At 53.8% G+C, this 16352-nt stretch carries 14 protein-coding genes; 9 read left to right on the top strand and 5 right to left on the bottom strand.

Translation table 11 applies throughout. The annotated features are described in order from the left end of the window. Nucleotides 1–34: 34 nt before the first annotated feature. A complete protein-coding gene (locus K5Y30_RS02150; RefSeq protein WP_101764324.1) occupies nt 35–1369 on the bottom strand; it encodes an aromatic acid/H+ symport family MFS transporter in 1335 nt (444 codons plus the stop codon). Nucleotides 1370–1691: 322 nt separating this feature from the next. Between K5Y30_RS02150 and K5Y30_RS02145 the strand changes: the two genes are divergently transcribed. Then, nucleotides 1692–2612, top strand: coding sequence for a LysR substrate-binding domain-containing protein (locus K5Y30_RS02145; protein WP_222210379.1), 921 nt, complete (start codon nt 1692–1694; stop codon nt 2610–2612). Here K5Y30_RS02145 and smrA read toward each other — a convergent pair. Next, on the bottom strand, nt 2609–3175 hold the full coding sequence (gene smrA / locus K5Y30_RS02140) for a DNA endonuclease SmrA (protein ID WP_222210378.1): 567 nt from the start codon (nt 3173–3175) through the stop codon (nt 2609–2611). The two genes, K5Y30_RS02145 and smrA, sit on opposite strands and share 4 nt — an antisense overlap. Before the next feature lie 296 nt (nt 3176–3471). Here smrA and K5Y30_RS02135 point away from each other — a divergent pair, with 296 nt between their 5' ends. Next, nucleotides 3472–4224, top strand: a complete 753-nt coding sequence (locus tag K5Y30_RS02135; protein WP_008106391.1) for an FNR family transcription factor — start codon at nt 3472–3474, stop codon at nt 4222–4224. A gap of 118 nt (nt 4225–4342) precedes the next feature. Continuing rightward, nucleotides 4343–5299, top strand: coding sequence for a universal stress protein UspE (gene uspE / locus K5Y30_RS02130; RefSeq protein ID WP_101764321.1), 957 nt, complete (start codon nt 4343–4345; stop codon nt 5297–5299). Nucleotides 5300–5378: 79 nt separating this feature from the next. Here uspE and pntB read toward each other — a convergent pair whose 3' ends face one another. Further along, nucleotides 5379–6767, bottom strand: a complete 1389-nt coding sequence (gene pntB, locus K5Y30_RS02125) for a Re/Si-specific NAD(P)(+) transhydrogenase subunit beta (RefSeq protein ID WP_222210377.1) — start codon at nt 6765–6767, stop codon at nt 5379–5381. A gap of 11 nt (nt 6768–6778) precedes the next feature. Continuing rightward, nucleotides 6779–8308, bottom strand: coding sequence for a Re/Si-specific NAD(P)(+) transhydrogenase subunit alpha (pntA, locus tag K5Y30_RS02120; RefSeq protein WP_101764319.1), 1530 nt, complete (start codon nt 8306–8308; stop codon nt 6779–6781). Nucleotides 8309–8847: 539 nt separating this feature from the next. Between pntA and ydgH the strand changes: the two genes are divergently transcribed. Both ydgH and K5Y30_RS02110 read left to right on the top strand, forming a co-directional pair. Further along, nucleotides 8848–9804: a DUF1471 family protein YdgH gene (gene ydgH / locus K5Y30_RS02115; protein ID WP_217546543.1), complete on the top strand. Its 957-nt coding sequence runs from the start codon at nt 8848–8850 to the stop codon at nt 9802–9804. 224 nt (nt 9805–10028) lie between these two features. Beyond that, nucleotides 10029–11420 (top strand): amino acid permease, encoded by a 1392-nt coding sequence (locus K5Y30_RS02110; protein WP_222210376.1) that lies wholly within the window; start codon nt 10029–10031, stop codon nt 11418–11420. Here K5Y30_RS02110 and K5Y30_RS02105 read toward each other — a convergent pair. Beyond that, nucleotides 11417–11830, bottom strand: coding sequence for a hypothetical protein (locus tag K5Y30_RS02105; protein WP_222182189.1), 414 nt, complete (start codon nt 11828–11830; stop codon nt 11417–11419). The genes K5Y30_RS02110 and K5Y30_RS02105 overlap by 4 nt on opposite strands. A 176-nt stretch (nt 11831–12006) precedes the next feature. Here K5Y30_RS02105 and rstA point away from each other — a divergent pair, with 176 nt between their 5' ends. The 4 genes from rstA (at nt 12007) to asr (ending at nt 16180) form a co-directional block, all read left to right on the top strand. Then, nucleotides 12007–12732, top strand: coding sequence for a two-component system response regulator RstA (rstA, locus tag K5Y30_RS02100; RefSeq protein WP_101764317.1), 726 nt, complete (start codon nt 12007–12009; stop codon nt 12730–12732). Continuing rightward, nucleotides 12729–14039: a two-component system sensor histidine kinase RstB gene (gene rstB, locus K5Y30_RS02095; protein WP_137385849.1), complete on the top strand. Its 1311-nt coding sequence runs from the start codon at nt 12729–12731 to the stop codon at nt 14037–14039. The genes rstA and rstB overlap by 4 nt, the downstream gene beginning before the upstream one ends. Before the next feature lie 12 nt (nt 14040–14051). Beyond that, nucleotides 14052–15539 carry a carboxypeptidase M32 gene (locus K5Y30_RS02090; protein ID WP_222182193.1) on the top strand — a complete coding sequence of 496 codons (1488 nt, stop codon included), beginning with the start codon at nt 14052–14054 and terminating at the stop codon, nt 15537–15539. Nucleotides 15540–15709: 170 nt separating this feature from the next. Beyond that, nucleotides 15710–16180: an acid resistance repetitive basic protein Asr gene (asr, locus tag K5Y30_RS02085; protein WP_222210375.1), complete on the top strand. Its 471-nt coding sequence runs from the start codon at nt 15710–15712 to the stop codon at nt 16178–16180. Nucleotides 16181–16352: the final 172 nt, after the last annotated feature.

The raw sequence follows: 16352 nt of genomic DNA, 5'->3' as shown, positions 1-16352 counted from the left end.
CGGGTAACAATTTCGTGGAACTGTGATCGCCTTGTCACTCGGTGAGGTTTGACTGGTCACCAAAGCGACATTTCAGCACCAGCATGATGGTGGTTAACACGGCAGGAATCGCCAGCAGCAGGAAGATCTGACTGAACGTCCAGCCAAGCGTTAACAACTCGGCACCGACAAAGGCGCTAATAATGGCGCCGATGCGACCAATGCCGTGCATCCAGCTGGAGCCGGTGGCACGCGCATGAGTTGGGTAATAACTGGCGGAGAGCGCATTCATGCCGGTATTGGCGCCGTTAAAACAGAAGCCGCTGCAGAAAGCGATGGCGCTCATTAAGCCGACCTGCGCGGGTGAAAAACCCAGCGCCACAATCGCAATGCCACCGCAGAAATAGATCACCGCCAGCGCCAGGTTGGCGTTGATGCGGTCCATCAACCAACCCGCAAACAGCGAGCCAAGGGTTCCGCCGGCCTGATACATCGCCGTAACAATCGCCGCTTCCGTCACCGACATGCCGAGCGTGCTGATCAATGAAGGCATCCAGCTGCCAATCAGGTAAACGAGGAACAGCCCCATAAAGTAGCCGCCCCACAACATCAAACTGCCGAACAGATAGCGGCGCGACACCACGGTCGCCACCGAGCCTTTACGCGCGGTCGGCAGCTCAGTGCTTTGATAATGGCTATCCGGCTGCACGCTGCCGGGCAGCATACGTTCGAGGATGGCGTGAATACGTGCGGCAGGCGCGCGACGGCTAATCAGAAAACGTACCGATTCCGGTAAGCCGCGCACTAAAAAAGGCAGCACCAGCAGCGGCAGCACGCCGCCCATCAGCATAACGGAGTGCCAGTCATAGCGCGGCAGCAGCCACGAAGCGGCAAAGCCTCCCGTCGCGGCACCAAAGGTAAAGCCACAGAACACCACGGTAATAATAAATGAGCGGCGACGTTCGGGCGCGTATTCGGCCACCAGCGTGCCCACGTTGGGCATCGCGGCCCCAAGCCCTAAGCCGGTGAGAAAGCGGAACAGCATCATCTGTTCGATGTTCTGCGCCATCGCCGTGGCCAGCGTCCACAGACCGAAAAACAGCACGCTGATGAGGATCATCACGCGGCGACCATAGCGATCGGCCAGCGGTCCGGCGACCATCGCACCCAATGCCAGACCAATCAACGCCGCGCTGATCACCATGCCGAGTTGATGATTAGTGACGCCCCAACTGGCTTTCAGCGTGGGCGCAATAAAGCCCATCAGCGCAATGTCCATGCCGTCCAGCGCCACCACCACGAAGCACAGCGCGATTAAGCGCTTCTGCCAGCTGCTAAGCGCACTCTTATTGATAAGCTGGCGAACGTCTACTGCTTCAACGCTGGTCACGTAACGACTCCTGCACTTTTAACCGTTTAGGGCATCAGTTTTAGTAAAAAAAACGGCGCTTATCATAGCTCATCGTTAACAATAACAGGCACTCTTTTTGAATGTAACTGAGAATTATTCAACTTTTATCGGTGTATGTTGTTGATTTTAAAACGCGTGAATAGGCTGCAAAAAGTGTCTTTTTCAGCTTTACTAATAGATACAGCAGGTTAGTGGCGAAGCTTGCATAGCGGTGGTTTTGTTAATATAAATTTGCAGGCAAGTTAACATAATTAACGTTTCCTCATTGCTGCTCCTCGGCATAACTCATTATGTTGAGCGTATGGACAAAAATATCCTTTTCAATCAGCGCATTCGCTTGCGTCATTTACATACCTTTGTGGCGGTGGCGCAGCAAGGCACGCTCGGTCGTGCCGCTGAAACGCTCAATCTGAGCCAGCCCGCTTTATCGAAAACACTGAATGAGCTGGAAGAGTTGGCGGGCGCGCGACTGTTTGAGCGCGGACGACTCGGCGCGCAGCTCACCACGCTGGGCGAACAGTTTCTGATTCATGCGGTGAAAGTGCTGGATGCGCTTAATCATGCTGGTCAGAGCTTCAACGCGCCGCAGCCGGGCCGACCGGTGGTGATTCGACTCGGCGCGCTGACGACTGCGGCGATGGGCATGCTGCCGCAAATCCTCGATCGCTTCCATGAACAGCAACCTAACACCACGGTGCAGGTTGCGACATTGCATAACAACGTGTTGTTGGCCGGTTTACGTGCCGGTGAGTTTGATGTCGGGATTGGTCGTATGGCGGACAGCGATATGATGGCCGGACTCACTTATGAATTGCTGTTTCTGGAATCACTTAAACTGGTGGTGCGCCCCGATCATCCGCTATTAAGCGAGAACGTTATGCTGTCGCGCGCGATGCAGTGGCCGGTAGTGATTTCGCCGGAAGGCACCGCACCGCGCCGTATCGCGCAGCATATGCTGAATGAGCAAGGTTGTACCTTGCCAGCAAACTGCGTCGAAACCTCATCGACATCGCTGGCGCGACAGCTGTCATTGCGTTACGACTATGTGTGGTTTGTGCCTTCTGGCGCCATCAAAGAAGATTTAAATCACGATGCGTTGTGCGCGCTACCGATTGCCTCGCCAGGGCCAGGCGAACCGGTGGGCATTATTACACGCAGCGGCAGTCCATTAAGCCTGAGCGCCGAAGTGTTGATGGCGACCATCCGCAAATTCCACAGCTAGCGACTGTGTTTTGCATGACGCTCACGGTTCTCAAGGCGCGCCTGTTCGGTTTTTCGTAAACCGACATAGAGCGCGCCCGCCCCACCATCTTTCGGCTGCGCCGTACAAAAGGTCTGCACTTCTGCAAACTCCGGCAACCATCGCGCCACATAGCTGCGCACGATATTGGCGTGCGACTCATCGTCACGCCCTTTGCCATGAATAATCAATAGATTGCGCAACCCATGTTTATTGGCCTGCTGCATAAAGCTGAACAGCGCCTGACGACAGGTTTCCACCGGCTGACGCAACAGATTAAGGCTGGCTTGAGGCGGATATTTGCCCAGTCGCAGCTTATCCAGCACGCCTTGCTGTACGCCTTCAACTTTGAATTCCAGCGGTGTGGTCAGCGGAACGATGTCGAGATAGCCACGCGTGAGGAAATTTTCCTGCTCGTCACTTTCCTGCGGCGTACTCGGCGCTTTAGGCGAAGGTGCGCGCAGCCATTGGGTATTAGCGCAATTTTTTAATGGTGTCACATCACCCATGGCATCACGGAAAAGGTCTTCATCATCAAGGTTCATGGTGTTTCCTCTCGCCTGGTGTTTGCCTGCGCGTCCAATTCGACGCTAAAGCAAAAGAGTAGCAAAGGATTATGGGCAAAACATCTGTCACTTTTTGCGCTGTATCAAGCGCGCCATAGCTGTAAACCTGGCAACAAAACGTTCCAGAACAATAAATGCGCTTCAGTCAGACCAGCGCAAACCGCGTAATACCTGACATTTGTGGGGTTTTAAGGACATTTACTGCTCGGATGAGTTCCCTTCGCTTAGAAAAATGTTAAAATTGACCGCAGTCAATAATCATCGAGCGTAACTATATGATCCAGGAAAAACGCAGCATTCGACGTATTCAGTCTGGCGGTTGTGCCATCCATTGTCAGGATTGCAGTATCAGCCAATTGTGTATTCCCTTCACGCTGAACGAGCACGAACTGGATCAGCTGGATAACATCATTGAGCGCAAAAAGCCGATTCAAAAAGGCCAGACGCTGTTCAAAGCCGGTGATGAGCTGAAATCTCTCTACGCAATCCGCTCCGGTACCATCAAAAGCTACACCATCACTGAACAAGGCGACGAGCAAATTACTGGCTTCCATCTGGCAGGCGATTTGGTGGGTTTTGACGCCATTGTCGGTGCCAAACATCCAAGCTTTGCGCAAGCGCTGGAGACCGCGATGGTGTGCGAAATCCCGTTTGAAACGCTCGACGACCTCTCCGGTAAAATGCCGGCGTTGCGTCAGCAGATGATGCGTTTGATGAGCGGTGAAATCAAAGGCGATCAGGATATGATTCTGCTGCTGTCGAAGAAAAATGCTGAAGAGCGTCTGGCGGCATTTGTCTGGAATCTGTCGCGTCGTTTCGGTCAGCGCGGCTTCTCACAGCGTGAATTCCGTTTGACCATGACGCGTGGCGACATTGGTAACTATCTGGGACTAACCGTAGAAACCATCAGTCGTCTGCTGGGTCGCTTCCAGAAAAGTGGCATGCTGGCCGTAAAAGGCAAATATATCACTATTGAGAACCACGCTCTGCTGGCAGAATTAGCTGGCCAGACCGAACAAGCCGCGTGATTCTGTGCCGGGTTAATAAAAGTTATTTTATTGATCCGGCAACAACTTTTCCGCTTCTGCCCTGTCCAAACTTAGGCTATCTTTAACCCAACTTGCTTTGGTTTTAGGAGATCGGCTTATGTCCCGGTACCAAAATATTCTGGTGGCTATTGATGCCCAGCAGGACGATCAGCCCGCGCTGCGTCGTGCGGTTTATCTCAATCAACGTATTGGCGGAAAAATCAAAGCTTTCCTGCCTATTTACGACTTCTCATATGAAATGACCACGCTGCTGTCGCCCGACGAGCGCTCCAATATGCGCAAAGGGGTGATCAGTCAACGTACCGAATGGATCCGCCAACAGGCCCAAGCATATATTGAGGCTGGCGTTGAAATTGAAATCAAAGTGGTTTGGCATAACCGTCCCTATGAAGCCATCATCCAGGAAATTCTGGCACATCAGCATGATTTAGTGTTGAAAATGGCGCACCAGCACGATCGCCTCGAAGCGGTAATATTTACGCCGACGGATTGGCATCTGCTGCGTAAATGTCCATGTCCGGTGTGGATGGTGAAAGATCAGGCGTGGCCTGAAGGCGGCAAAGCGGTGGTAGCGGTCAACTTAGCCAGCGAAGAGCCGCATCATGATGAGCTGAATCAGAAGCTGATTCGTGAAACCACGCTGCTTGCCGAGATGGTGAATCACACCGAAGTGCATTTGGTTGGCGCTTATCCCATCACACCGATCAACATTGCTATCGAACTGCCCGACTTTGATCCCAGCGTCTATAACGACGCGATTCGCGGCCAGCATTTAGTGGCGATGAAAGCGCTGCGTCAAAAATTCTCCATCAGTGAAGAGTTCACCCACGTGGCGAAAGGTTTGCCCGAGGAAGTGATTCCGGACATTGCCTCGCATCTGGACGCCGGCATTGTGGTGCTCGGCACCATCGGCCGTACCGGTTTGTCAGCCGCGTTCCTGGGTAACACTGCGGAACAGGTGATTGATCATCTGCGTTGTGATTTGCTGGCGATCAAGCCAGACGATTTCAAATCGCCGATTGATCACGATGACGAAGAAGATGAAGACGATTGATTAAAAAAAGGGCGGCTCCCCATGGCCGCCCTACTTATTTCTACTCAGGGCGGTGAATCACATCACCGCCCTGCTTTTTTTACAGCGCGCGCAGAATGCCTTCCACGCTCGCTTTCGCATCGCCAAACAGCATCTGCGTATTGTCTTTAAAGAACAGCGGATTCTGGACACCCGCATATCCGGTGCTCATAGAGCGTTTAAATACAATCACGTTCTGCGCTTTCCACACTTCCAGCACCGGCATGCCTGCGATTGGACTGCGCGGATCTTCCAGTGCGGCTGGGTTAACGGTGTCATTCGCGCCGATAACCAAAACGGTATCGGTATCGCTGAAGTCATCGTTAATCTCATCCATTTCCAGCACCACATCGTATGGTACTTTCGCTTCCGCCAGCAGTACGTTCATGTGACCAGGCAAACGACCGGCAACCGGGTGAATACCAAAGCGAACTTTGATACCGCGCGCGCGTAGCTTTTCGGTAATTTCAGCAACCGGGTACTGCGCCTGCGCTACCGCCATGCCATAACCCGGCGTGATCACCACAGAAGAAGAGGCTTTCAGCATTTCTGCCGTCTCTTCCGCCGTAATTTCACGGTGCTCGCCAACTTCATCGCTTTCGCCGCCCACGCTTACGTCGGTACCAAAACCACCGGCGATCACGCTGATAAAGGAGCGGTTCATCGCTTTACACATGATGTAAGAGAGGATGGCACCGGAAGAACCGACCAGCGCACCGGTAACGATCAGCAAATCATTGCTCAGCATGAAGCCTGCCGCCGCTGCTGCCCAACCGGAGTATGAGTTCAGCATCGAAACCACTACTGGCATATCCGCTCCGCCAATCGACGCCACTAAATGCCAGCCAAACACCAGCGCAATGAGGGTCATCAGCAGCAGCGCAAACACCTGCGCGCCGGTGCTACCGGTTTGCACGAACCACAGCATCAGCAGGAAGGAAACTACCAAGGCCGCGAGGTTCATTTTATGACGATGTGGCAGCATCAGCGCTGAAGAGGAAATCTTGCCGCGCAGTTTGCCAAACGCCACCAGTGAGCCGGTAAAGGTCACCGCACCGATGAAGATGCCGAGGAACACTTCGGTCAGATGGATATTTTCCATCACCGGCGCGAGGCCCGGAGCGTGATCGATGTAGCTGTTGAACCCCACCAACACCGCCGCCAAACCCACGAAGCTGTGCAGAATGGCAACCAGTTCCGGCATTTCGGTCATTTCGACTTTCTTCGCCAGACGCAAACCAATCGCACCACCGATCACCATCGCCAGCAGAATCCAGGCCACGTTCCCGGTGTTCGGGCCAAAAATGGTGGCGAGTAGCGCAATCGCCATGCCGCTCATACCAAAAATATTACCCTGCTTTGAGGTCTCGTGTTTCGAGAGACCGGCAAGGCTGCAAATAAACAGAATCGCGGCAACAATATATGCTGCAGTAACTAATCCGCCAGACATGTTGCTACCCCTTAATTCTTACGAAACATTTTCAGCATGCGCTGGGTGACGGTGAAACCACCGAAGATATTGATGCTGGCGATCAGTACGGCGATAAACGAAAGAATCGTTACCCAACCGCCGTGGCCCATCTGCAGCACCGCACCCACCACAATAATGCCGGAAATGGCGTTGGTGACGGCCATCAACGGCGTGTGCAATGCGTGACTCACGTTCCACACCACGTAATAGCCGACCACGCAAGAGAGCGCGAACACGGTGAAGTGTGACAGGAAGTCCGGCGGCGCGACGTTGGCCAGGCAGGCAAACAGCACCACCGCCAATGCCAGCAGCAGATACTTGCGCCATGGCGAAACCGGTTTGGCTTCGGCCTTCGGCAGCGGCTGTGCGGCGGGTTGCGCTTTCGGCGCGGCGGAAACCTGAATCGGCGGCGCTGGCCATGTCACTTCGCCATCACGTATCACCGTCACCCCGCGCACCACCACGTCGTCGAAATCAACGGTAATTTCGCCGTTTTTCTCTTTGCACAGCAGTTTCAGCAGGTTGACAAGGTTGGTGCCGTAAAGCTGTGAGGATTGCGTTGGCAGGCGACTTGGCAAATCGGTATAACCGATAATCTTCACGCCGTTAGGGGTTAAGGTCACCTGATCGGCCACCGTCAATTCGCAGTTACCGCCGGTTTGCGCAGCCAGATCGACGATTACGCTGCCTGGTTTCATGCTGGCAACCATCTCGGCAGTAATCAGCTTCGGGGCCGGACGGCCAGGAATCAACGCGGTGGTGACGATAATGTCCACTTCTTTCGCCTGCGCGGCAAACAGCTCCATCTCTGCCTTAATAAAGGCTTCAGACATCACTTTGGCATAACCATCGCCGCTGCCCGCTTCCTCTTCAAAGTCCAGCTCAAGGAACTCGGCGCCCATACTCTGCACCTGCTCTTTCACTTCCGGACGCGTATCGAAAGCACGCACGATGGCGCCTAAACTGCCTGCCGCACCGATGGCCGCTAATCCCGCGACGCCCGCACCGATCACCATCACTTTGGCTGGCGGCACTTTACCGGCAGCGGTGATTTGACCGGTGAAGAAGCGGCCGAATTCATGAGCGGCTTCAACGATGGCGCGATAACCCGCGATGTTCGCCATTGAGCTCAACGCATCCAGCGCCTGCGCACGAGAAATACGCGGCACCGAATCCATCGCCATCACGGTGACGTTGCGTGCTGCCAGCTTTTCTAACAGCGCGGGATTCTGCGCAGGCCAGATAAAGCTCACCAGCGTGCTACCGGCGCGCGTCAGTTCAATCTCCTGATCGTCCGGCGCATTCACTTTCAAAACGATGTCCGATTGCCACACATCGTGAGTGTTAGTAATGGTGGCGCCGACGGCGATAAAGCTTTCATCATCAAAGCTGGCGCGAAGTCCTGCGCTCTGTTCAACGGTGACGCTAAATCCCAGCTTGATCAGTTGCTCAACGGTCTTTGGCGTGGCGGCCACGCGCGACTCGTTGGCTAACCGTTCTTTGGGTATCCCAATTAACATACTGTTTCCTTTCAACAATTAAAGGATGAGGTTCTGTAAGTGGCAAAAAGCTCAAAAGCCGAAACAGTGTTTCAGCTTTTTATGAGCAAAATGCACAATGTAACAAAGTCTTTATAACCTACTGAAAATATGAAGAGTGATCCACAGCGATAACGCCCACTTATGACATTCACACAAATATTCAGACACAAAGATTGAATGCCATGTTTTGCCACTGCATTTGGTGTTTATTAAAAAATATTCTGCTGCGCAAAATCGTGTCATGTCGAATTAAGTGTTTTTAAAAACCTTTAATTAACAATGCTTTAACTATTATGGTACTAAGTGTTACCAGAATAAGTGGTTATCTGTGCAAAAAAGAGCCGTAACAGAAGTCAATGACAGGTCGATGAATAAACGGCAGAGATTGTCAATGTTATGCGCTTAAATTGGCTGAGACAGGCCGATTATTACATGCAATAATCAACGGCTAATCTGTTATACATCAAGAGTCCAGCACGTTTTCGTACTCATTTTGCGTAAGGCGAAGGATCATTTTTATGAAGCTGAAGAACACCATTCTGGCGTCAACCTTGTTATCACTGCTGGCAGCGAATGCGTTTGCTGCTAAAGAGTTAACGCCAGAGCAAGCGGCCGCGTTGAAACCATTCGAACGTATTAATATCAGCGGCCGTTTCAATGCGATTGGCGATGCAACTGATGCCATCTCCAAACAAGCCGATGCCAAAGGCGCTGACTCTTTCTATGTTCAGGGTATTAATGATAGCAACGGCAACGGCGGTAACTGGCGCGTAACGGCTGATTTGTATAAAGCTAACGCACCGAAAGCGGATGACTCCACTAAATATCGCACCTTCTTAGGCGTGAAAGAGCTGCCGAAAGCAGAAGCCTATCGCCTTGAGCCGTATGACACCGTATCGGTAAATGGCTTCTTCTCCAGCCAGCCAGATGTTAATGAAGCGATTGCCAAGGCAGCCAAAAATAAAGGTGCGGCATCGTTCTTTATCGTGCGTCAGGTTGATGCTAACAACGGCGGCAACCAGTACGTGACCGCGTATGTTTACAAGGCTGATGCGCCAGAACGTAAAGTACAGAACACCTCTGATTCAATCCCAGCAGATTCTGAAGCCGGTAAAGCAGCATTGGCCGCAGGTGGCACCGCCGCCACTAAAGTGGCCATTCCTGGCGTGGCCTCTTCGGATACCCCAAGCCGCAACGTTGGTCGTTTCTTCGAAACGCAAAGCTCAACCGGCCAACGTTACACGGTGAAAACTGCCGATGGCCGTAGCGTGCAGGAAGTGAATGCGATTACTGCTGCGCAGATGCAGCCGTTTGACACCATCACCTTCTCCGATCACTTTGGTACCCCAACCGAAATCTCGGAAGCGGTTGGCAAACGCGCAGTGGAAAAAGGCGCTAAGTACTACCACATCACGCGTCAATGGCAGAACCAGAGCGGCGGCAACCTGACCGTCACCGCCGATCTGTTCAAGTAATAGCGATTAAGGGCGGCGTCCGTCGCCCTTTTCAAAATCTCCTTCATACTAACTGCATAATCTGTGCGCAGATTTGCATAGTCTTGCATTGCCTTCCCCTTTTGCACTCCGTAAAATCTGCCGCCTGTTTTTAGGGGATTCCGTTTCAAAGTTGGCTCATTGCCACGCGACACTCCAGCGGAATCGTCACCACCCAGCATACTCTGCTGTTTAGGATGGGCGTTTTGGATAAAAAATTAGGTCTTAGTGCGCTCACCGCGTTGGTACTCAGCTCTATGCTGGGCGCTGGCGTGTTTAGCCTGCCGCAAAATATGGCAGCGGTTGCCGGCCCGGCGGCGCTGCTGATCGGCTGGCTCATCACCGGCGTTGGCATCATCTTCCTGTCGCTCGCCATGCTGTTGCTAACGCGGCTGAAGCCGGAGTTGGATGGCGGCATCTTTACCTATGCGCGCGCCGGCTTTGGCGAGCTGATGGGCTTCTGCTCGGCGTGGGGATATTGGCTGTGTGCGGTCATTGCCAACGTCTCTTATCTGGTGATTGTCTTCTCGGCGCTGAGTTTCTTTACCGACACGCCGGATCGCGTGGTGTTTGGTGATGGCAATACGTGGCAGGCGATGCTCGGCGCGTCGGTGCTGCTGTGGCTGGTGCATTGTCTGGTGCTGCGCGGCGTGCAAACTGCGGCCAGCATTAATGTGCTGGCGACCCTGGGAAAACTGGTGCCGCTGTTGCTGTTTGTGGTGCTGGCGCTGCTGGCATTCAACTATGATCGCTTCCGCTTTGATTTCAGCGGCGTGGAACTCGGTCAGCCGCTGTGGCAGCAGGTGAAGCAAACCATGCTGATCACCTTGTGGGTATTTATTGGTGTGGAAGGCGCGGTAGTGGTCTCTGCGCGTGCGCGTAATAAACAGGATGTCGGACGCGCCACGCTGATGGCGGTGCTGGCCGCGCTGCTGGTCTACTTGCTGGTTACGCTGCTGTCGTTAGGCGTGATTCCGCGTGCCGAGTTGGCGCAGATGCGCAATCCTTCTATGGCGGGTTTGATGAAGCATTTGCTCGGTCACTGGGGCGATGCGGTGATTGCGGTCGGATTGATTATTTCAGTGTGCGGCGCTTATCTGAGCTGGACGATTATGGCCGCTGAAGTGCCGTTCCTCGCCGCACAACAAGGTGCCTTCCCGCGCAGCATCGCGCGTCAGAACCGCCACAACTCCCCTTCGGCGTCGTTATGGCTGACCAACGGCAGCGTACAGGTTTGCCTGATTTTGATCGCCTTAACCGGTGCGGATTACAACACGCTGCTGACCATCGCTTCAGAAATGATTTTGGTGCCCTATCTGCTGGTGGGTCTGTATCTGATTAAGGTGGTGCGCGGGCAGAACAAACCCTGGGCGATGTTTACCGGCGTCGGTGCCAGCGCGTATGGCATTTGGCTGCTGTATGCGTCGGGTCCTTTGCATCTGCTGCTCTCTGTTGTGCTCTATGCGCCTGGATTGCTGCTGTTCCTGTTTGCACGACGCGGCGGCCGTGGCGACAAATTGTTGTCACAGCTGGAGCGCATCGCGATTGTGTTGTTGATTGCGGCGTCACTGCCCGCGTTGTGGCAGCTAACGAATTAGTGCGGCTGAACCGGAATGGAAACGCACAGCAGGTCATCCTGCTGTGACAGATTGAGCGGCTTACGGTATTCCTGATGAATAGCGTCAAGCTGCTCGGTTGACAGCGGATACGGCAGCTGAATATCAAAGCGGCTGATGTGTTGTTGTTCGGCCAGGGTGATCAAACGCGCGATATTAATCTCGTCGCTCACCTGTGTTGAAATGATTTGTAATGCTAATTCTTTCAGATGATCGTCGCTGGCCTGAAGGTTGTGCGCCGATTTACGCGTCACCATGCCAAAAATAGGCATCACGCCATAAATGGCATCGACAAAACTCCAGCGTTTTTTGCAGGAAGCGGAGAGAAAATCACTGTAATTGAAGCAGATGCGATCACTGTATCCGGCTGAAGCCAGCTCTTTATCAGACACTCTCGCACTCCTCCTGTTTTTCGTTACGGTTCCGAACCTTGCGCGACAACGCGCCGCTAATGATGGCACATTTCACGGTATACATACCAGTCACGCAGGGATATTTCGTGCGATAGCGTAGAGCTCAGGACCAGGAAAAGCTATGCTGCTGAGATTCTCATCCGTCACAGTAAATTATGAACAAAATCGTCTATGTGGAAGATGAGCCAGAAGTAGGCGAACTGATCGCCGCTTATCTTGGCCGCCACGATATTGAAGTTATTGTTGAAACGCGCGGTGACCGCGCCGAAGCCACCATCGCCCTGCACGATCCCGATTTAGTGATGCTGGATATCATGTTACCCGGCAAAGATGGCATGACACTGTGCCGCGATCTGCGTGCTAGCTGGCAAGGTCCGATTGTCTTGCTCACTTCGCTTGACAGCGACATGAACCACATTCTGTCGCTGGAGATGGGCGCTAACGATTACATCCTCAAAACCACGCCGCCGGCGGTGTTGCTGGCGCGCCTGCGTTTGCATCTGCGTCAGGCGCATGCCGGTCAGCCGGAAGTGACGCCCGCCCTACAAAGCTCACAACGCGTGCTGCGTTTTGGTTCCCTGACCATCGACTCGCTCAATCGCCAGGTGACGCTGTTTGAGGAGAATATTGTGCTATCCACCGCCGATTTCGATCTGCTGTGGGAACTGGCGAATCACGCCGGACAGATCCTCAATCGCGATGCGCTGCTGAAAACCCTGCGCGGCGTCACCTACGATGGCATGGATCGCAGCATCGACGTGGCGATTTCTCGCTTACGCAAAAAACTCTACGACAGCGCCACCGAACCATTCCGCATCAAAACCATCCGTAACAAAGGCTATCTGTTCGCGCCGCAGGCCTGGGATACCCGTTCCGCATGAGAAAGCTCTTTATTCAGTTCTATTTGCTGCTGTTCGTCTGTTTTCTGGTGATGACGCTGCTGGTTGGGCTGGTGTACAAATTCACCGCCGAACGCGCCGGACGCCAGTCGATGAACGACTTGATGGCCAGCTCGCTTTTTTTGATGCGCAGCGAACTGCGCGAGATCCCACCGCGCGACTGGAGCAAAACCATTCGCAGCCTCGATCTTGACCTGTCGTTTGATCTGAATATTGAACCGATGAGCAAATATCAGCTGGGTGATGCAGACATGAAGCGTCTGCGCGCTGGCGAAATCGTGGCGATTGACGATCAGTACACCTTCTTACAGCATATTCCGCGCAGCCACTATGTGCTTTCCGTTGGCCCGATTCCGTATCTTTTCTATCTGCATCAGATGCGCATTCTGGATATCGCGCTGCTGGCATTTATCGGGATGTCGCTGGCGCTGCCGGTGTTTATCTGGCTGCGTCCGCACTGGCAAGAGATGCAGCGGCTAGAGAAAGCCGCGCAGCGTTTTGGCCGTGGCGAACTCGACGTGCGCACCCATTTTGAAAGCACGTCTAGCCTGCACAGTCTTGGCGTGGCGTTTAATCAGATGGCGGAGAACATCAACACGCTGGTTGCCAGTAAGAAACAACTGATTGACGGCATCGCACACGAGTTGCGTACGCCGCTGGTGCGACTGCGCTACCGGCTGGAGATGAGCGATAACCTCACCGCCACGGAATCCGCCGCGCTGAACCGCGATGTGGGTCAGCTGGAGAGTTTGATTGAGGAGTTGCTGACGTATGCGCGCCTGGATCGTCCGCGCGTTGATCTTCATCTGCAATCCTTCGATCTGGCGCAATGGCTACGTGTACATATTGAAGACGTGCAAACCATGAATCCGCAGACGCAGATTGCGCTGGATATCCCGCAGCTGGAGAACGTCGGCAGCGCCGATACGCGCCTGATGGAGCGTGTGCTGGATAATCTGGTGAATAACGCCCTGCGCTATGCGCAACAGCGCCTGCGCGTCAGCTTATGGTTTGATGGCGCGTTGGGCTGTTTGCAGGTGGAAGACGACGGTCCGGGCATTCCGCAGGAAGAGCGCGCCCGCGTGTTTGAACCTTTTGTACGCCTCGATCCAAGCCGCGATCGCGCCACCGGCGGTTGTGGTTTGGGTCTGGCGATCGTGCACTCCATTGCGCTGGCCATGCAGGGAAATGTCTCGATTGAGAGCAGCCCGCTTGGCGGCGCCAGCGTTCGCTTTTGCTGGCCGGTTGATCTACCCTTGCGGGACATTGCGCCACGCTTACCGTCATAAGGAGCTTTTTACGTGACTTCAGCTTATCAAGAACTTAGCCGCACTTTTCAGCGTCTCTCCCGCTTTGGCCATTTAGGCGCCATTGCCGGTGTCGATATGCAAACCACCATGCCGCCGGGCGGCAGCCAGGCGCGCGGTGAAGCGATGGCCGAACTGAGCGTGTTCATGCACGAAGTGCTGACCGATAAACGCCTCGGCGTGCTGTTTGATGCCGCGCAGCAGGAATCATTGAATGATGTCGAACAGGTTAACCTGAGCGAGATGCAGCGCGCCTGGCAGCAAGCAACGCTGCTGCCCGCCTCACTGGTTGAAGCCAAGTCGCTGGCCGGTTCGCGCTGTGAACACGCCTGGCGTCAGCAGCGTCCGGCGAACGACTGGCAAGGTTTCTCCGCCAATCTGAAAGAAGTGGTCAAGCTGAGTCGTCAAGAGGCGCAGCTGCGTGCCGATGCACTCGGCGGATCGCGCTACGACGCGCTGCTGGATGTGTTTGAGCCTGGCATGACCAGCGCGCAGCTGGATCAAACCTTTGGCGATCTCAAAAGCTGGCTGCCCGACCTGCTACAAAAAGCCGTGGCGAAGCAGCAGCAAACCCCGATCGCGCAGCCGGTGGGTCCGTTCGCTATCGAATCGCAGAAACAGCTCGGCCTGAGCGTGATGAAAACGCTGGGCTTCGATTTCAATCACGGTCGTTTAGATGTGAGTGCGCACCCGTTCTGTGGCGGCGTGCCGGAAGATGTGCGTATTACCACGCGTTACAACGAGAACGACTTCCTCAGCGCCATGATGGGCGTGATCCATGAAACCGGCCATGCGCGCTACGAGCAGAATTTGCCAAAACAGTGGCGCGGTCAGCCGGTGGCGCAAGCGCGTTCTACCGCAATTCATGAGTCGCAAAGCCTATTTATGGAGATGCAGTTGGGGCGCAGTGAAGCCTTCCTGCAACATATCCATCCGCAGGTGGTGGCGCTGATGGGCGATCAGCCTGCGCTGGCGCTAAACAACTTTATCCGTCAGGCGCAGCGCGTGAAGCCGGGCTTTATTCGTGTCGACGCTGATGAACTGAGTTATCCGGCGCACGTGATTTTACGTTACGAGATCGAGCGCGCGCTGATTGAGGGCGAGATTGAGGTTGATGATATCCCGGCGCTGTGGGACGAGAAGATGCAGCAATCGTTGGGTATTGATACGCGTGGTAATTATCGCGATGGCTGCATGCAGGATATTCACTGGACTGACGGCGCGTTTGGCTATTTCCCAACCTACACCTTGGGCGCGATGTATGCAGCCCAGCTGTTCCAGGCAGTGAAGCGTGCGATTCCGCAGGTTGAGACGCTGATCCAGCAAGGTGAGTTGCAGCCGGTGTTCGACTGGTTACAGCAAAACATCTGGCAGCACGGCAGCCGTTTCCCAACGCAGCAGCTGCTGATTAATGCCACCGGCGAAGCGCTGAATCCGCGCTATTTCCGTCAGCACCTTGAACAACGTTATCTCTCTGAGTAAACTGCGCGGCGGCCGATGCGGCCGCCCTTTTCTCTTCCTTTACGCCGCTTTGTACAATCCGTTACACGCCGATACCAATGCCTCACGGAAAGCCTGAATTGTTTTTCATATAGTGTTTTCACCGGCCCCGCAGTGGGCTACACATGAAAAAATAGTTCGAGGATTTTGCAATGAAAAAATTATTTGCACTGGTGATCGCCGCTGCTATGGGTATGTCTTCTGTTGCTTTCGCTGCTGAGACCACAGCTGCTCCAGCAACGCCAGCAACCACTGCAGCGCCAGCGAAACACAAAGCAGTACACCATAAGAAACCTGCTGCTCAGAAAGCGCAGGCGGCTAAGAAGCACAAAAAAGTAGAGAAGAAAGCGCCAGCTGCACAGAAAGCTCAGGCCGCTAAAAAGCATCATAAAAAAGCAACCAAGCCAGCGGCACAGAAAGCCCAGGCTGCGAAAAAGCACCACAAAAAAGCAGCCAAGCCAGCTGCACAGAAAGCTCAGGCTGCTAAAAAGCACCACAAAGCAACCAAACCAGCTGCACAGAAAGCTCAGGCTGCTAAAAAGCACCACAAAGTAACCAAGCCAGCTGCGCAGAAAGCTCAGGCTGCTAAAAAGCATCACAAAGTGAAAAAAGCAGCTAAATAAGATCGCCTTTAGCGCCAACACCGTATTGATGATTGAAAACACCCGGTTATGCCGGGTGTTTATTTACTGGAGTAGCGAAAAATGGTGCGTCGCTATCGCTTCGAAATTATTCTGATTGTGATGATCCTCTGTGGCATAGTTGCAGCCAGCTTTTTTATCTAGTCGTTGTAGC

The organism is Pantoea sp. DY-5 (assembly GCF_019795955.1).
Taxonomy (GTDB): domain Bacteria; phylum Pseudomonadota; class Gammaproteobacteria; order Enterobacterales; family Enterobacteriaceae; genus Pantoea; species Pantoea leporis.
This window is presented reverse-complemented; position numbering and strand designations above follow the sequence as displayed.

Bases quoted from the DNA above. Each gene is read 5' to 3' on its own strand.
- K5Y30_RS02135 (WP_008106391.1), top strand. From the start codon at position 3,472: ATGATCCAGGAAAAACGCAGCATTCGACGTATTCAGTCTGGCGGTTGT.
- asr (WP_222210375.1), top strand. From the start codon at position 15,710: ATGAAAAAATTATTTGCACTGGTGATCGCCGCTGCTATGGGTATGTCT.
- rstA (WP_101764317.1), top strand. From the start codon at position 12,007: ATGAACAAAATCGTCTATGTGGAAGATGAGCCAGAAGTAGGCGAACTG.
- pntA (WP_101764319.1), bottom strand. From the start codon at position 8,308: ATGTTAATTGGGATACCCAAAGAACGGTTAGCCAACGAGTCGCGCGTG.
- ydgH (WP_217546543.1), top strand. From the start codon at position 8,848: ATGAAGCTGAAGAACACCATTCTGGCGTCAACCTTGTTATCACTGCTG.
- rstB (WP_137385849.1), top strand. From the start codon at position 12,729: ATGAGAAAGCTCTTTATTCAGTTCTATTTGCTGCTGTTCGTCTGTTTT.
- K5Y30_RS02145 (WP_222210379.1), top strand. From the start codon at position 1,692: ATGGACAAAAATATCCTTTTCAATCAGCGCATTCGCTTGCGTCATTTA.
- pntB (WP_222210377.1), bottom strand. From the start codon at position 6,767: ATGTCTGGCGGATTAGTTACTGCAGCATATATTGTTGCCGCGATTCTG.
- smrA (WP_222210378.1), bottom strand. From the start codon at position 3,175: ATGAACCTTGATGATGAAGACCTTTTCCGTGATGCCATGGGTGATGTG.
- uspE (WP_101764321.1), top strand. From the start codon at position 4,343: ATGTCCCGGTACCAAAATATTCTGGTGGCTATTGATGCCCAGCAGGAC.